General features: G+C 72.2%; 14 protein-coding genes. 7 read left to right on the forward strand and 7 right to left on the reverse strand.

What is annotated here, in order from left to right; genetic code table 11:
* Window positions 1–325: 325 nt before the first annotated feature.
* Window positions 326–1,189: an alpha/beta fold hydrolase gene (locus tag OHA17_RS22645; protein ID WP_053728229.1), complete on the forward strand. Its 864-nt coding sequence runs from the start codon at window positions 326–328 to the stop codon at window positions 1,187–1,189.
* Window positions 1,190–1,240: 51 nt separating this feature from the next.
* On the opposite strand, the gene OHA17_RS22650 is transcribed toward OHA17_RS22645, so the two are convergent.
* From OHA17_RS22650 to OHA17_RS22660, 3 genes are all read right to left on the reverse strand, one after another.
* Window positions 1,241–2,848, reverse strand: coding sequence for a transporter (locus OHA17_RS22650; protein WP_406508113.1), 1,608 nt, complete (start codon window positions 2,846–2,848; stop codon window positions 1,241–1,243).
* On the reverse strand, window positions 2,845–3,669 hold the full coding sequence (locus OHA17_RS22655; protein WP_053728231.1) for an ABC transporter ATP-binding protein: 825 nt from the start codon (window positions 3,667–3,669) through the stop codon (window positions 2,845–2,847). The genes OHA17_RS22650 and OHA17_RS22655 overlap by 4 nt, the downstream gene beginning before the upstream one ends.
* A 255-nt stretch (window positions 3,670–3,924) precedes the next feature.
* Window positions 3,925–4,614 carry a bifunctional DNA primase/polymerase gene (locus OHA17_RS22660; protein ID WP_406508114.1) on the reverse strand — a complete coding sequence of 230 codons (690 nt, stop codon included), beginning with the start codon at window positions 4,612–4,614 and terminating at the stop codon, window positions 3,925–3,927.
* Window positions 4,615–4,873: 259 nt separating this feature from the next.
* Between OHA17_RS22660 and OHA17_RS22665 the strand changes: the two genes are divergently transcribed.
* Both OHA17_RS22665 and OHA17_RS22670 read left to right on the forward strand, forming a co-directional pair.
* Window positions 4,874–6,256, forward strand: coding sequence for a transcriptional regulator (locus OHA17_RS22665; protein WP_398882224.1), 1,383 nt, complete (start codon window positions 4,874–4,876; stop codon window positions 6,254–6,256).
* Between the two features lie 125 nt (window positions 6,257–6,381).
* Window positions 6,382–7,998 (forward strand): hypothetical protein, encoded by a 1,617-nt coding sequence (locus OHA17_RS22670; protein ID WP_406508115.1) that lies wholly within the window; start codon window positions 6,382–6,384, stop codon window positions 7,996–7,998.
* Window positions 7,999–8,010: 12 nt separating this feature from the next.
* Here OHA17_RS22670 and OHA17_RS22675 read toward each other — a convergent pair whose 3' ends face one another.
* Window positions 8,011–9,372, reverse strand: coding sequence for an ABC transporter substrate-binding protein (locus OHA17_RS22675; protein ID WP_406508116.1), 1,362 nt, complete (start codon window positions 9,370–9,372; stop codon window positions 8,011–8,013).
* A 173-nt stretch (window positions 9,373–9,545) separates the two neighbouring features.
* On the opposite strand from OHA17_RS22675, the gene OHA17_RS22680 reads away from it, so the two are divergent.
* Window positions 9,546–9,992 (forward strand): SCO4402 family protein, encoded by a 447-nt coding sequence (locus tag OHA17_RS22680; RefSeq protein ID WP_189961894.1) that lies wholly within the window; start codon window positions 9,546–9,548, stop codon window positions 9,990–9,992.
* A 56-nt stretch (window positions 9,993–10,048) separates the two neighbouring features.
* Window positions 10,049–10,900, forward strand: a complete 852-nt coding sequence (gene purU / locus OHA17_RS22685) for a formyltetrahydrofolate deformylase (RefSeq protein ID WP_406508117.1) — start codon at window positions 10,049–10,051, stop codon at window positions 10,898–10,900.
* Between the two features lie 26 nt (window positions 10,901–10,926).
* On the opposite strand, the gene OHA17_RS22690 is transcribed toward purU, so the two are convergent.
* Both OHA17_RS22690 and OHA17_RS22695 read right to left on the reverse strand, forming a co-directional pair.
* Entirely contained in the window at window positions 10,927–12,294 is a 1,368-nt protein-coding gene (locus OHA17_RS22690; RefSeq protein WP_406510784.1) for a zf-HC2 domain-containing protein, read from the reverse strand.
* An 8-nt stretch (window positions 12,295–12,302) separates the two neighbouring features.
* Complete coding sequence (locus OHA17_RS22695; RefSeq protein ID WP_053728239.1) at window positions 12,303–12,884, reverse strand: sigma-70 family RNA polymerase sigma factor; 582 nt, start codon at window positions 12,882–12,884, stop codon at window positions 12,303–12,305.
* A 210-nt stretch (window positions 12,885–13,094) separates the two neighbouring features.
* Here OHA17_RS22695 and OHA17_RS22700 point away from each other — a divergent pair, with 210 nt between their 5' ends.
* Together OHA17_RS22700 and OHA17_RS22705 are read left to right on the forward strand one after the other, a co-directional pair.
* Window positions 13,095–13,469, forward strand: coding sequence for an STAS domain-containing protein (locus OHA17_RS22700; RefSeq protein ID WP_398882217.1), 375 nt, complete (start codon window positions 13,095–13,097; stop codon window positions 13,467–13,469).
* A 104-nt stretch (window positions 13,470–13,573) separates the two neighbouring features.
* The gene (locus OHA17_RS22705; RefSeq protein WP_398882215.1) at window positions 13,574–14,104 is read left to right on the forward strand and encodes an EF-hand domain-containing protein; all 531 of its coding nucleotides are present in this window, start codon (window positions 13,574–13,576) and stop codon (window positions 14,102–14,104) included.
* Window positions 14,105–14,122: 18 nt separating this feature from the next.
* Here OHA17_RS22705 and OHA17_RS22710 read toward each other — a convergent pair whose 3' ends face one another.
* Window positions 14,123–15,067, reverse strand: coding sequence for a phosphatidylinositol-specific phospholipase C (locus tag OHA17_RS22710; protein WP_406508118.1), 945 nt, complete (start codon window positions 15,065–15,067; stop codon window positions 14,123–14,125).
* Window positions 15,068–15,070: the final 3 nt, after the last annotated feature.

Genomic DNA, 15,070 nt, shown 5'->3' on the forward strand with positions numbered 1-15,070 from the left:
AACCACCTTCGGCACCCCGGCCTGCCTGGGCGTCCGTGCCGGTCCACCTGCTTCGGGAAGACCAGGGCCCCGGCGCCTCGCGGCGCCGGGGCCTGTCCTCCCCGGTGTCGACCCGGAGCCCCGAGCTCCCAGGGTCGACCCCCGCAGACCGTCTTCCCCGAGCGGCCCGCCTCCCGGAGAAGATCTCCCCTCGGCACGTTCCGTCAATCCTTGAGTGTGGTCACTCGAACGAGGGGTGTTGCGCGAGAGACGCGAGTTTTCGAATAGAGGTTCGATACTCTGCGGGGAACTGACCACTCGGGGGCTGAAGGGGGTGCCAGGGCACATGGTGCGGCGCATCGATGTGACGGGGGCCGGCGGGGTTCGCCTCGCCGCCTGGGAGTTCGCGGAGCAGCCCAAGGCCCGCGCGGAGACCGAGCGCGCTCCCGGGGTCTTACTGCTCCACGGGCTGATGGGCCGCGCCTCGCACTGGGCCTCCACGGCCCGCTGGCTCGCCGAGAAACACCGGGCGGTCGCCATCGACCAGCGCGGCCACGGCCGCAGCGACAAGCCCGCCGAAGGCCCCTTCACCCGCGAGGTCTACGTGGCCGACGCCGAGGCGGCCGTCGAACAGCTGGGCCTCGCCCCCGTCACCCTGATCGGCCACTCCATGGGCGCCCTCACCGCCTGGCAGCTCGCCGCCAAGCGCCCCGACCTGGTCCGCGCCCTGGTCATCTGCGACATGCGGGCCTCGGCGCTCGGCGCGGCCTCGCAGCGCGAGTGGGAGGACTGGTTCAAGTCCTGGCCGGTGCCCTTCGCCACGCTCGCCGACGTACGCAAGTGGTTCGGCGAGGACGATCCGTGGGTCGAGCGGCCCAGCCCCGCCCGGGGCGAGTTCTTCGCCGAGGTCATGGCCGAGCGGGCCGACGGCTGGCGCCCGGTGTTCTCCCGCCGCCAGATGCTGACCTCCCGCGAGACCTGGGTGTACGACGCCCACTGGGAGGAGCTCGCCCAGGTCGACTGCCCCGCGCTCGTGGTGCGGGGCCTGGACGGGGAGCTGGGCCGGGCCGAGGCGCAGGAGATGGTCCGGGTCCTGCCGCGCGGCCAGTACGCCGAGGTGGCCGATGCCGGCCACCTCGTCCACTACGACCAGCCCGAGGGCTGGCGCACCGCGATCGAGCCGTTCCTCGACGGGGTGCTCACCCCGTAACCCCGCCCCGCCCCGCGCCCACGCGGCGGAGCCGCACCCATGTCACAGGCCTTAGCCCGTGCTGACCGCCGACAGGATCTCCGGCAGCCGGTCCGCCGTGCGCGGCGCCGCCACCTTCAGGCCCGCCCAGGCGATCAGTGCCCCGTACGCCGCGCCCAACGGCAGCAGCAGCCACAGGGAGCCGTGGTTGCCGGAGACGTGCAGCCAGATCGCGAGGGCGATCATCGGGGCGCAGAGCAGCGCGCCCACCACCATCCCGCCGAGGATCGACAGGGCCGCGATGCCGCCCTGCCCCGGTGCCACGTTCTTGCGGCTGTCCTGCGGGATCGAGTACGCCAGCGTCGCCGACGCCACCGAGCCCGTCGCCAGCATCGCGCCGAGCAGCGAGAGAGCGAGCCCGATGACCTCGGGCAGCTTCGCCCAGCCGCCGAGCAGCCCGGCCGTCACGGCGGCCACGAGCAGCGTGTACGGAAGCGTCACGAGCAGCAGCGCGAACGCCCGTGCGCGCAGCTCCAGATAGGCGTCCCGGGTCGAGGAGATGGTCTGGAGCACCATCCAGAACGCCGAGGTGTCCTGCCCGAACTGGTTGTACATCTGCACACCGAGCATGCCGGTGGCGAAGCAGGCGAAGTAGACGGTCCCGCTGCCCTGGAGGGCGTTGAAGACCGGCACGATCAGGCCGATCGCGAGCGAGGTGATCCACGCCGCCTTGGTCTTGGGGTCCCGCCAGGCGTAGCGCAGCGTACGCAGCATCACGGTGCCGGTGCGGCCCTCGGGGAGCAGCGAGGTGAGGCCCTTGCCGCCGGACTCCTTGCGGGAGGCGTCCGAGGCGGCGAGCGTCGAGCCGTCCGGCGTGGTCATCAGCTTCACCAGCGAGCGCTGCCAGGCGTACAGGAGAACCCCCAACGCGCCCACGGAGATGAGGAGTTGGAGTGCCGCGCGGCCGTACGCGCCCTCGCCCGCCGAGTCGATCGCGCCGATCGCGGAGGCCGGCGGCAGCCAGCGCACCACGTCGGCGACCGGGTCGAGCGCGGAGAGCCCGCCGGTCCTGCCGAGCCGCTGCGCGCCGAAGTTCACGAACTGGACGCCGACCGCGATGACCAGGCCGCTCAGCACCGCGAGGTCGCGGCCCTTGCGCGAGGTGAGCAGCCGCGTGTTGGCGGCGGCGACCGCGCGGGCCAGCGCCACGCACACGAGCAGCGCGAGCGGAACCGCGAGGACCGCGACCACGGCCGCGCCCGCCCCGTGCGCCACGGCGATCGCCGAACCGAGGATCAGGCAGAGCGTGAACAGCGGCCCGATGCCGACCAGGGAAGCGGCGAGCAGCGCGCCGACCAGCGGCTGCGGCCGCAGCGGCAGCATGACCAGCCGGGTCGGGTCCAGGGTCTCGTCGCCGCTCGGGAAGAACAGCGGCATCACGGTCCAGCCGATGGCCAGCAGAGCCACGCCGAGCACGCCCACGGTGGCCGCGTGCGCGTTGCCGCGCAGCGCGATCAGGCCGAGCAGTTGCAGCGCCGCGAAGAGCAGGGCGAGGACCGCGGAGGTGATGTAGGCGGCCCGGCGGCCGCCGGACTGTCGCAGTCCGTTCTTGAGCAGCGACAGCTTGAGGCGTACGAAGACGGGGGTCAGGGCGGCGGCGTTTTGAGAGGACACGGTCATCGGGTACCGCCGCCGAGCCAGTCGAGGGAGTCCCCGGTGTCGCGGCCGTTCGCGCCGACGAGTTCGAGGAAGGCGTTCTGCAGCGAGGAGGCGTCGCCGCGCACCTCGGCCAGGGTGCCCTGGGCGCGGATGCGGCCCGCGGCCATCACGGCGACCCAGTCGCACAGCGACTCGACGAGCTCCATGACGTGGCTGGAGAAGACGACGGTGGCGCCGGAGGCGGTGTAGCGCTCCAGGACGCCGCGGATGGTCTGGGCGGACACCGGGTCGACGCCCTCGAACGGCTCGTCCAGGAACAGGACTTCGGGATTGTGCAGCAGGGCGGCCGCGAGCCCGATCTTCTTGCGCATGCCGGTCGAGTAGTCGACGACGAGCTTGTGCTGGGCGCCCGCGAGGTCCAGCACGTCCAGGAGCTGGGCGGCCCGCTTGTCGACCTCGGCGCCGGGCAGTCCGCGCAGCCGGCCCGAGTAGCCGAGGAGCTCGCGTCCCGAGAGCCGCTCGAACAGGCGCAGGCCCTCCGGCAGTACGCCGATGCGGGACTTCACGGCGACCGGGTCGCGCCACACGTCGTGCCCGCCGACCTCGACCGTGCCCTGGTCGGGCCTGAGCAGCCCGGTCACCATGGACAGGGTGGTGGTCTTGCCCGCGCCGTTCGGGCCGACCAGACCGATGAACTTGCCCGCGGGCAGCTCCAGATCGATCCCCGCGACGGCGATCTGCTCACCGAAGCGCTTCCACAGCCCTTGAACGCGGACGGCGGGCGGCGCCGTACGCGCTCCGCCCGCCGTGTCCGCCGTTTCCTCGAATGCCTGGTCCGGCATGGTGGTGCCTTTCGTCCCCGTGATGGTGCCTACCTGGACACCATAGGAGCCGGATGCACCGGTTGCGCTAGGGCGTATCCGGCGAGCCTGGTCGACCGCTGGGTGGGGTGACTTCAGGTACCGGTGAGCGAGGGCCCGGTGCGTGCAGCTGCAAGGCGGAGGAAGGCGGCGACGCGGAGCGTCGGCAACTGACGACAACGCCGCAGATGTGCGTGCCAGCCCCTCGCGTCCCAGACGAGGCCCGCCGGATACGCCCTAGGGGCGGCGGGCCCTTGCGTCGGCGGCTTCGCGGCCGCAGGCGTAGGCGAGGGGGCTGATCAGTTCCTCGGCGTCCGGCAGCCAGCGGTTGGCGGGGGTGGGGCGGCGTGCCCACTGCACCGCGCCCGAGCCGCCGATGCGGGTCGGCGGCGCCGCCACGTAGTCGCCCTCGCCGCGGGTGACGAGGTCGACCGAGGCGGGCGTCCACCCCAACTTCCGTACGAGATCCGGGACTTTGGCGCCCGCGCCCGGCAGGACGAAGAACAGCATCCGGCGGTCCGGGGTGCAGGTGACCGGGCCGAGCGTGAGCTCCATCCGCTCCATGCGGGCAAGCGCGAGGAACCCGGCCGACTCCGGTACGTCGATGGCGTCGAAGGTGCGCCCGGTGGGAAGCAGGATCGAGGACCGGGGTTGCTTGGACCACAGGCGGCGGGCCGCGACCGCACTGCCGGTGGCCTGCGTCGCCCAGTCCGGCCGGGCCGGGTGCGCGCCCGGTTTCGGGCACGCCGGGTCACCGCACGAGCAGCGCTCGACGCCCTCGTCGGCCTCCAGGGAGGTGCCGGGGAAGACGTCCCAGTGCCGCTCCTCCGCGTACCGTACGGCGCTGTCCAGGAGCTGTTCGCCGCGCTGCTTGGGGATCTGTGCGGATTCCGTATCCGTGCCCGTGCCTGTGATGGTTTCTTCCACGACGGGCTCAACTCCGGCCGCCACCGAGGGTTACGGGCTCGGCGAGCGTGGGATCAGCGGGATCGGTCCTGCATATGGGGCGCATGGGTGCATGGACGGGGGCGCGCGTGGGGCTGCGTGTCGGCGCCAGGGTAGCCATATGCGGGGGAAGCACACGGGAATTCTGCCAATGACGCCATATTCCCGATTCCCCTCGTTTCTCTGCATATTCGCAGGGCAGTGATCACTGTGCTGATCACTGCCGCTCCAGGGGGTTCACATGGCAGCCAGGCCGCTCGTCGCCCGCCAGCCCAATGAACGGCTGCAGGCACTCATCCAGGAAGCCGGATGTTCCAACGCCGGCCTCGCCCGCCGCGTGAACATGGTCGGCGCGGAGCGGGGTCTCGACCTGCGCTACGACAAGACGTCCGTGGCGCGCTGGCTGCGCGGACAGCAGCCGAGGGGGCGGGCGCCGGGGATCATCGCGGAGGCGCTCGGCCGCAAGCTGGGCCGTACGGTCACGATCGACGAGATCGGCATGGCCAACGGCAAGAACCTCGCGTCGGGGGTGGGGCTCCAGTTCTCGCCCACCGTCCTCGGCGCGATCGAGCAGGTCTGCGAGCTGTGGCGCAGCGACGTGGGGCGCCGCGACTTCCTGTCCGGCTCCACCGTCGCGGCCTCGGCGCTGGTCGAGCCGAGCCGGGACTGGCTGATCACCGGGGCCGACGCGCAGGTCGCGCGCAGCGCGGGGCAGCGGGTCGGCGCCGCCGACGTCGAGGCCGTCAAGGCGATGACGGACGCGCTGGTGCAGCTGGACCACCGGTTCGGGGCCGGCCATGTGCGGCCCGTCGTCGTGCACTACCTCAACAGCGTCGTGTCCGGGCTGCTCGCCGGGTCCTACCGGGAGTCCGTGGGGCGGCAGTTGTTCGCGGCGGTGGCCCGGCTCACCGAACTCGCCGGGTACATGGCCGTCGACACCGGCCAGCCGGGCCTCGCCCAGCGCTACTACATCCAGGCGCTGCGCCTCGCCCAGGCGGCCGACGACCGGGGTTACGGCGGATATGTCCTGGCCGCGTCCATGAGCCACCTCGCCGCCCAGCTCGGCAATCCGCGCGAGATCGCCCAACTGGCGCGGGCCGCGCAGGAGGGTGCGAGGGGCCGGGTCACGCCGCGCGCCGAGGCCATGTTCTACGCCGCCGAGGCGCGCGGGCACGCGCTGCTCGGCGACGCCCGGACCTGCCAGGCGGTGGCGGGCCGGGCGCTCACCGCGCTGGACGCGGCGGACCCCGAATCCGGCGACGACCCGAGCTGGATCGCGCACTTCGACCAGGCCTACCTGGCGGACGAACTCGCCCACTGCCACCGGGACTTGGGCCAGTCGGAGGCCGCCGCGCGGCGGGCCGAGGAGTCGCTGGCCGGGCACCCCGAGTCGCGGGCCAGGCGGCGCGCCATCGGGCTCATCCTGCTGGCCAGCGCGCAGGTCCAGCAGCGCGAGGTCGAGGAGGCGTGCGCGACGGGGACGCGGGCGGTGGAGCTCCTGTCCACGCTGCGTTCCAACCGGGGCGCGGACTACCTGGAGGACCTCCAGCTGCGCCTGGAGCCGTTCGGGGACGAGCCCGCGGTGCGGGAGTTCGGGGAGCGCCTGGAGGTCCAGGCGGCCTGAGCGGGGTGCGGGTCCGGAGATCCGGCGGGCCTGAGTGGGCGGGGTTGAGGGAGGGCTTGGCAAGGGCGTGGGGGGACCCGGTAGCGTGAACCGACGATTCCGTAGGTCCACGTACAGGAGTTCCGGTGACGCAGAGCCGACAGGGTGACGAGCCGCAGCTTCCGGCTGTGCGGCCCGCGCACGAGGGTGTCGTGCTGCCCGCCGACGGAAGCGGCCCCCGCGCCGGGGAGCCGCTGCCGGCGCCTCCTGGAGCCCAGCCCTGGGGTCAGCCCTGGGGCCCGCAGGGCCAGGCCTCCCAGCCGCCTCCCGTCGCGCCCCCGCAGGGACCGGCGACCTTCGGGCAGCCCCTGCCGCCCGAGAACGGCGGCGGGGACGCGGAGGCGACCCAGTACATAGCGCACATGCCGGGCAACCCGGGCAGCTCCGGCGGTGAGGCCACGCAGTTCCTCGCGCCGGTGCCGGCCGGGAACGGCGATGCGGAAGCCACGCAGTACATAGCCCCCGTGCCGGGGAACTCCGGCAGTGAGGCGACGCAGTACCTCGCCCCCGTGCCGGGGAACTCCGGCAGTGAGGCGACGCAGTACCTCGCCCCCGTGCCGGGCAATCCGGGCAACTCCGGCAGTGAGGCGACGCAGTACATCGCGCCCGTGCCGGGCAATCCGGGCGGCTCCGGTGGTGAGGCGACGCAGTACCTCGCCCCGGTGGCGGGCGGGCCCGGCGCGCTGCCGCCCGAGCACGCCGGTGAGCCGAACCACTTCCTCGGGGCCCAGGCTCCGGGCGCCGACCCGACCCAGGTCCTGCCGCCGGTGCCGCCGGCCCCGCAGGACGCCCCGTACGGGATACGTCCTGGGGCGCCGGGCGACCGGCAGCCCCCCGCCGAGTTCGACAGCCTCTTCCGGGCCGACGGCCCGCCCCAACAGGGCGACGGGTCCGCGCAGTTGCCCCGCTTCCAGCCCTCCGTACCGCTGAACCGGCCGCAGCAGCAGGCGCCCTACCAGCCGCCGCAGGCCCCGGCCCCGCAGTTCCAGCAGCAGCCGCAGTTCGCCGCCCAGCCCCCGTACCAGGAGCCCGCGGGCCAGCAGTCCGGGTACGAGCCGGAGGCGCCCCGGCGCAAGGCGCCCGTCGGCGTCATCGCCGCCGTCGTCGTCGGCTGCGCGGCCATCGGGCTCGGCGCGGGCGCGCTCCTGAGCGGCGGGGACGACAAGAAGGACGACAAGCAGCCCGCGGCCGTCAGTTCGCCCGCCACCGGCGACGGCGGCGGCGCCAAGCCCGGTGACGACCCCGCCAAGGCGCAGGCCGAGGCGCTCGACAAGCTGCTCGCCGACAGTGGCAGCAGCCGGGACGCGGTGATCGGCGCGGTCGCCGACATCCGCAAGTGCGACAAGCTCGACCAGGCGTCAGCCTCGCTGCGTTCCGCCGCGAAGCAGCGCGGCGACCTGGTGACGCGGCTCGGCCAGCTCTCCGTCGACAAGCTGCCCAACCACGACCAGCTCTCCGCCGCGCTCACCAAGGCCTGGCAGTCCTCGGCGGCCGCGGACAACTCCTACGCGGCGTGGTCGGACGCGATCGCCGGGGACAAGGGGAAGAGCTGCAAGGGCGGGCACGCGAAGCGGACGAAGGACGCCGGGCAGGGGGACAAGGCTTCCGGGGAGGCGACCAAGTCCAAGCAGGAGGCTGCTGGGCTGTGGAACGCGATAGCCACCAAGTGGAACCTGACCAAGCGGGGGGCTACCCAGCTCTAGGCAGGTGGATGGTCAGCCGTTCGCCGCCGAGTTCTCCAGGGTTGAACTCACGTCCGTGAAGCCCCCCTTCAGGGAAACCAGGCGGCCGTCCTTCACCACCTGGAACGTCACCTGGCGGTTCACGATGCGCGGGAAGTCCGGGGCCGCCAGCATGTCTTCGAAGCGCCAGCGCAGGTCGGGGGTGAGGCCGCCGGTGTTCACGCTGACGCCCTTGTTGAGCGCGCGCACCACGTCCACCGCGCGGACCGAGTCCTGGCCGAGGGACTCGACGATCTTCTTCAGGACCGTGTACGCGATCCAGGTGGTCTGCACCCCCGCGTCCGCCGCGTCGATCGCGTCGTCCCCGAAGGCCTGTTCGCGGATGACCTTCTTCATCGGGTCCCAGCGCGGATCGTCGGCCTCCGGGTACCAGCCGGTCACGTACGCGCCCTCGAAGGGGCCGTCCTTGCCGCCGGTGCGGTCGACGAGCGGCTGGCCGAGCGAGCCGATGACCGAGGCGACGCGCACCTTCTGGTCGTCGCTCTCCACCCGCCGGAAGGAGTCGAAGAAGGTTTCCGTGCGGTCGCCGAGCACGGCCGTCACGCAGCCCTTCTTCGCCTTCTGCTCGGCCGCCTTCTTGCCGATCCGTCCCACGAGCGCCGGATCGGCCCCGGCCTGCGCGAGCGCGCGCTGGGCCTCGGCGGTGTAGTCGCTGGCGTCCTCGGTCGTACGGATGTCGGTGACGGGCTTGCGGTGCGCGGCGAGCAGTCCGGCGTTCAGCAGGGTCGGCAGGACGTCGCCGGAGATGGTGTCGGGGCGTACCAGGGAGACCTGTTCGCAGTCCGGGGCGAGCTGTTGGCCGCTGCCCGCGATGAGGGCGGCCTGGCCGCCGTTGACGGGGTAGGACAGCGCGCTGGTGAACTCCTGGTCGGATATGCCGTATCCGCCGAGATAGGGGATGCCGGCCACCTCAAGGGAGGGCATGAAGGCGCTGCCGTACTGGCTGTAGGAGCCGACGACCGCGACCGCGTTCTCCTTCACCGCGCGGCGTGCGCAGTCCGAGGCGCCGGTCGCCGTGTTGTGCTCGTTGCAGGTGAGGACGTTCAGCTCGTGCCCGTCGATGCCGCCGTTGGCGTTGACCCAGCGGGCGAACGCCTTGGCCATGGCGGGCATGCCGGGGGTGTTGGTGGCGGAGGTGCCGTCGGGCGCCCAGGTCATGACGGTGATGGGCTCCCTGGAGCCCCCCGCGACTCCAGGGAGTACACCGCAGCCGGTCAGCAGACCGGCGCCCACCGCCGAACACGCGGCGAACACGGTGGCCGTCGTGCTGATCGAACTGATCGAGCGGCGGGGCCTGGTCGAGCCCCGAGGACGCTGCCATCCGTAACCGGTCATGTGCCCACACACTTCCGCCCCACGGGTAACGGGAAAGTGAGCATGCTTCAACGCAGGGTGACGTACAGGTGAATTGCGGGGGCCGGTCGGGCGAGGGTTGTGGGGAACGTACGATCGAAAATGTGCAGCAAGGTTCAGCAAGCCCTTCCCGTCGCGGCCGTCGCTCCTCCACCATGGGCGGCATGCCGTTGAATGACATGCCGTGGTGGCGCTGGCGTACGAACGTACGGTCCGCGCTGCACATGCTCTCCGACCCCGTCTTCCACGAGGAGACCTGGCTGGCCGGGCGCGAAGGGTTCGGGGACGTCACCGACGCCGTGTACCGCCTGGTCGAGGACACCTGGCTGGACAACTGGTCCGCCGAGAAGTACGTCGGCACGATCTTCCGGGACTCGGGCGAGGCGGCCCTCGTCGACGTCGCCGTCCTGCGGGTGCTGCGCATCATGCACCAGGTCGGCGCCGACGCACCCGTCTCCGCCTACCTCGCCCACCACGCCTGGCCCGAGGCGGTGCGGGCGGCGCGTGAGGCGCACGTGCGGCTCGCGCAGAGCGACGGCGAGGACCCCGACGCGCCGCCGCGCTCCCTCGAAGTACTGAGGATCCTGACCCGCTCGGCCTGAGGTCCGGATCCTGGTCCGGGAGCCGCCGGGGTGCCCGGTTGTGGCATCCTGCCTGGATGACTGACCAGTACGTCCTCACGCTCTCCTGTCCGGACAAACAGGGCATCGTGCATGCCGTGTCGAGCTATCTGTTCATCACCGGATGCAACATCGAGGACAGTCAGCAGTTCGGGGACCGCGACACGGGTCTCTTCTTCATGCGCGTCCACTTCTCGGCCGAGGCCCCGGTGACCGTCGACAAGCTGCGCGCCAGCTTCGCGGCCGTCGGCGACTCCTTCCAGATGGACTGGCAGATCCACCGCCCCGAGGAGCGGATGCGGATCATCCTCATGGTGTCGAAGTTCGGGCACTGCCTGAACGACCTGCTGTTCCGCTCCCAGTCCGGCGCGCTGCCGGTGGAGATCGCGACGGTCGTCTCCAACCACACCGACTTCGCCGAGCTCGTCGCCTCCTACGACGTGCCCTTCCACCACATCCCGGTCACCAAGGACACCAAGGCCGCGGCCGAGGCGCAGCTGGTGGAGCTGGTGCGTGAGGAGCGGGTCGAGCTGGTCGTGCTCGCCCGGTACATGCAGGTGCTCTCCGACGATCTGTGCAAGCAGCTCAGCGGGCGGATCATCAACATCCACCACTCGTTCCTGCCGAGCTTCAAGGGTGCCAAGCCCTACCACCAGGCGCACGCGCGCGGTGTGAAGCTGATCGGCGCGACCGCCCACTACGTGACGGCCGACCTCGACGAGGGGCCGATCATCGAGCAGGAGGTGGAGCGCGTCGGGCACGAGGTCACTCCGGCCCAGCTCGTCGCGATCGGCCGGGACGTCGAATGCCAGGCGCTTGCGCGGGCGGTCAAGTGGCACGCCGAGCACCGCATCCTGCTCAACGGCCGCCGCACGGTCGTCTTCGCGTAAGCCGCGCCCGAGCAGCCCCTGAGGGCTCAGAGCCGGCTCAGTGACGCGGCCGCGAACAGGACGTCCCTGATGGCCTCGCGGTCGCCGAGCTGGCCCACCGCCGCGTCCTCGGGCGGCACATGGCCCGCGGCCAGCTTGCAGAACTCCACGCCGTCCAGGGCTACATGGGCCACCTCGTGCTCGGGCGAGGCGACGGCCGCCGGCGAGTCGAGCGGGATGTGCCAGTCGCCGCCGCCCACCCCTTCGATCTCCAGGCGCAGCGAACGGCCCGGCGAGCCCGCCGTGACGAGCCCCCGCGCGGGCGCCGCGAGGCCCGCCCGGCGGCGGCCGGCCAGCGTGGTGGGCAGGACCCGGGCCGCCAAGTCGATCATGCGGTGCAGATGGGCCCCGGACGGCGGGTCGTACGGATAGTCCACGGCCTCCGCGATGTCACCGGCGTGGATCCAGCACTCGAAGGCCCGGTCGAGCATCGCGTCCTGCAACGGCAGCGCGAACTCCCCGTAGGGGACGGCCAGTTCGGCCACGCCCCGGCCCGCGAACGACACCGTGCGGATCAGCGTGTGGGACTGCTCGCGCCAGGGCTCGCGGACCGTGCGGGTCAGCGGGTACTGCCCGGCCCGCCACAGGGCCTCGGTGCGCGCGGTCGGCCCGGCCGCGGCGGCCTCGGGGTCCAGCGGCACCGGCTCGTCGAGCCCGAGCGCGGTCGCGACGAGCGCGTCGACGGCCATCAGGTGTCCGATGACCCCCGCGACCGTCGTCCGGCGAGTGGCCCGCCGCTCCTGCTCGAACCACTTCAGCCGCACCGGAGCGTGCCATTCGGCGTCCCCGAAGTCGTTGAGCAGCGCGTCGAGCCGGGCGGTCTCCGCGTCGTACGGGGCCGCCCACGCGGGCACCGGAATGCGGGCCGGGCGCCGGCCGAGGCAGTTCTCCAGGACGCGGGAGCGCAGCATCGGGTCCAGGTCGAGGCTGCGCTCGGTGTGCAGCAGCCCCACCGCGTCGCGCAGCCGCAGCGCCTCGTCGGCGCAGGGCGCGCACTCGGTGAGGTGCGCCTCGACGGCGTCAGTCTCCTCGGCGGAGCACGCGGCAAGGGCCCAGGCACCGAGCAGCGACTTCAGGACGGTGTGCGAGGGCGGGTCGGCGGTGGGGGCTTCGTGCACCGTGGCTTCCGGCTCGGGGACGGCTTGCGGCTCCGGCTCCGGTACGGAGTGCGGTGCCGCGTCCATCGAAGCCTGCGGATCCGGCTCCGGCGGGGTGAAACGGTTACCCTCGCGTGGCCCGGGCACGAACGTGCCGGATCCGCCACGCTCGCCGCCCGTCAGGTCGTCGCCCGCCGCCCGTGGTGACGGTATGCGCGGCGTGTTCTCGTCGTCGGGCGTGGGCTCGCCCTGCTCCATGGGCCCCGTCACAGCGCCCGTCCGTATCCGGGCGGTGCGGCTCCTTCCGGCGGCCGGGTGTTGGCCGAGGAGAGCAGTTGCAGGCCGAGCCGCAGGCGCCGGCGCGCCTCGTCCTCGGTGATGCTGAGGTCGGCGGCGGCCTGCCGGTAGTCGCGGCGCTGGAAGTAGGCCAGCTCCAGGGCGGCGCGCAGCGGGGCGGGCATCGAGGTGACGATGTAGTCGGCGCGGGCCGCGGCCGAGGCCCGCCGCACCTTCTGCTCCAGCTCCTCGGTCGAGCACCCGCCGTTCTCCGCGTACGTGGACGCCTCGGACTGGCGCAGGCGCTGCACGGCCTGGCGCTGGGTGAGCTTGGCGACCCAGGAGCGCATCGAGCCCAGCTTGGGGTCGTAGGCGTCCGGGTTCTCCCACACGTAGCCGAAGACCTCGCGGGTGATCTGGTCGGCCGCGTCCTCGTCGCTGAGCACGCGGTGGGCGAGGCTGTGCACGAGCGAGGCGAAGCGGTCGTACAGCTCGCCGAGCGCCGCCGCCTCGCCGCGCGCGAGGCGCTGCTGCATCCGGCGGTCCCACCGAGGTGGTGCGTCCTTCGGCATAGGCTCCCCAACCCTGTCGTTCCCCGCGTGTGCCCCTGTGCGCCCGTCCCTGTGTCCTTACGAATGTAATGCGACGGGCTGACAATGCACGGAGGTTTGCGTCAATTACGCCCCCGCGAAGGTGCCCGGTGGTAATGGCGTGTTTCGCGGGAGCCGGTCGGGGCAGCCGCGCAAGGAGGGGGCACGGCAGCACAGAGAGGGGCCGGCGGCGTGGCGCTGAGAGTGGACGAGGCCGAGCAGGGCACGTGGACGGTGCTGCGGGTGAGCGGCGAGCTGGACCTGGTCACCGCGCCCAGACTGCGCCGGCAGGTGCACGAGGCGGTCGCCGAGGGCCGCCGCGATGTGGTCCTGGACCTGTCCGGCGTGCAGTTCTGCGATTCGAGCGGCGTGGGCGTGCTGATAGCGGCCCGCCGCCTGATGCGCTCCTGCCAGGGCCGGCTGCGCCTGATCCTGCCCGCGCGCGGCGCCCTGGACGGCAGCCATGTGAACAAGGTGCTCGCCGCGCTCGGGGTGCGCCGCCTGTTCGAGGTGTACGGGGACGTGGGTTCGGCCGCCGACGACTTGGCGGAGCCGCTCTCCGCGTAAAGCCGAGCCGCTCCCCGCGTAAAGAAGTCCCCCTGAAGACACCCCCTGCGGTACTCCTCCGCGTAACCCTCTCGCCCAGCCGCCGTGAGTCGTACGCTCCGGACATGGACAGTATGAACAGTCCCGAGAGTGCGGAGTACGAGCGCAGGGTGGCCGCCCGTTTCGCCTCCTTCGACCAGGACGGCAACGGCTGGATCGATCGCGAGGACTTCTCGACGGCGGCGGCGGCGCTGCTCTCCGAGTTCGACACGACGGCCCGCTGCGACAAGGGGCAGGCGCTGTACGGCGGTGCCGAGGCGCTGTGGCAGGGCCTGGCCGGGATCGCGGACGTGGACGGCGACCAGCGGGTGACCCGGCAGGAGTTCGTGGGCGGCGCCCTCAAACGGCTGCGGGACCGCACGACCGGGTTCACCGAGATCGCCCGGCCGTTCCTGCACGCCGCGTTCGCGGTGGCCGACACGGCCGGCGTCGGCACGGTGGCCGTGCCCGACGCCGAGCGCGCGCTGCGGGCCCTCGGCGTCTCGCCCGGGGTCGCGGCGGACGTGGCCGTGACCCTGGACGAGGACGCCGACGGCCGCATCACCGAACCGGACGCGGTGACCGCGTTCACGGCCTACTTCACGACGATGCCGTAGCGGGACGCCCGTCGGGGCTCAGTGCCAGTTCCAGTCGATCAGTGTGCGCAGGGTGTCCGAGTGGAAGTCGGGGAAGTCCATCGGGACGACGCCCAGGTGGGTCTGCCGGCTCAGGCGAGCGGCGAGATAGCTCTGTACGCCGGGCATGATCGCGTCCGCGTTGACCTTGGGCCAGCCACCGCCCGCGTAGCTCGTGAAGTTGATGTAGAGCTGCGCGGAGTTCTGGTCGTTGTAGGCGTTGTCGAACTGCTGGGTCACCTTGGCGGTCTTCTTCGACGGCCAGGACAGGCCCTGGTAGACGTCCTGGAGCTTGATGTACTGGTTGGACAGGAAGTCGTTGTCGCCGCCCGGCCATTGCAGCACCGGCCAGTCGTTGTCGAACTGGGCGAGCAGCACGATCTTCCCGCGCGCCTCGCCGAGCGTGGGCACCCGGTCGGTGATCAGGAACCGGGACCGCCAGCCCTTCTGGTCGAGGTACACGTTGAGGACGTTCTTGAAGTTGGCGCCGACGTCGTTGTTCGTACCGTCCTCCTTCTTGAGCCGCATGAGGAGGACTTCGCCGGGGTGGCTGTCGAGGAAGGCCGCGCTCTGGGTGAGCACGTCGCCGAACGTCATGCCCTGGTAGAAGGCGGCGTGGTAGATCCCGAAGGCGTCGTTCAGATGGCCTTCGAGCCCGTTGGCCCGGATGTCGAAGAAGCGGATGCCCTCCTGCAACTGCTGGGTGAGACCCCAGTTCTGGGTGTGCGACCACTCGGTGCCGTTGCTCGGGTTCGTGCAGCAGGAGTCGTGCGTTCCCGGGATCGTCATGCGCAGCAGGGACCGGCTGTCGGGCAGCGCCGCCATCCAGTTGGCGGGGTCCGCGCTCGCACGCGGCCGTACGGCGGCGTGGGCGGTGGCCGGGACGAGCGTGGTCGCGGAGACGGCGGCGGCGCCGAGTATGAGGTGTCTGCGGGTGAGTTCCATGCG

The sequence above is a fragment of the Streptomyces sp. NBC_00212 genome (genome assembly GCF_045206365.1).
Lineage (GTDB): Bacteria > Actinomycetota > Actinomycetes > Streptomycetales > Streptomycetaceae > Streptomyces.

Coding starts and splice junctions, on each gene's coding strand:
- OHA17_RS22645 (WP_053728229.1), top strand. CDS start 326: ATGGTGCGGCGCATCGATGTGACGGGGGCCGGCGGGGTTCGCCTCGCC.
- OHA17_RS22650 (WP_406508113.1), bottom strand. CDS start 2,848: ATGACCGTGTCCTCTCAAAACGCCGCCGCCCTGACCCCCGTCTTCGTA.
- OHA17_RS22655 (WP_053728231.1), bottom strand. CDS start 3,669: ATGCCGGACCAGGCATTCGAGGAAACGGCGGACACGGCGGGCGGAGCG.
- OHA17_RS22665 (WP_398882224.1), top strand. CDS start 4,874: ATGGCAGCCAGGCCGCTCGTCGCCCGCCAGCCCAATGAACGGCTGCAG.
- OHA17_RS22675 (WP_406508116.1), bottom strand. CDS start 9,372: ATGACCGGTTACGGATGGCAGCGTCCTCGGGGCTCGACCAGGCCCCGC.
- OHA17_RS22680 (WP_189961894.1), top strand. CDS start 9,546: ATGGGCGGCATGCCGTTGAATGACATGCCGTGGTGGCGCTGGCGTACG.
- purU (WP_406508117.1), top strand. CDS start 10,049: ATGACTGACCAGTACGTCCTCACGCTCTCCTGTCCGGACAAACAGGGC.
- OHA17_RS22690 (WP_406510784.1), bottom strand. CDS start 12,294: ATGGAGCAGGGCGAGCCCACGCCCGACGACGAGAACACGCCGCGCATA.
- OHA17_RS22695 (WP_053728239.1), bottom strand. CDS start 12,884: ATGCCGAAGGACGCACCACCTCGGTGGGACCGCCGGATGCAGCAGCGC.
- OHA17_RS22705 (WP_398882215.1), top strand. CDS start 13,574: ATGGACAGTATGAACAGTCCCGAGAGTGCGGAGTACGAGCGCAGGGTG.
- OHA17_RS22710 (WP_406508118.1), bottom strand. CDS start 15,067: ATGGAACTCACCCGCAGACACCTCATACTCGGCGCCGCCGCCGTCTCC.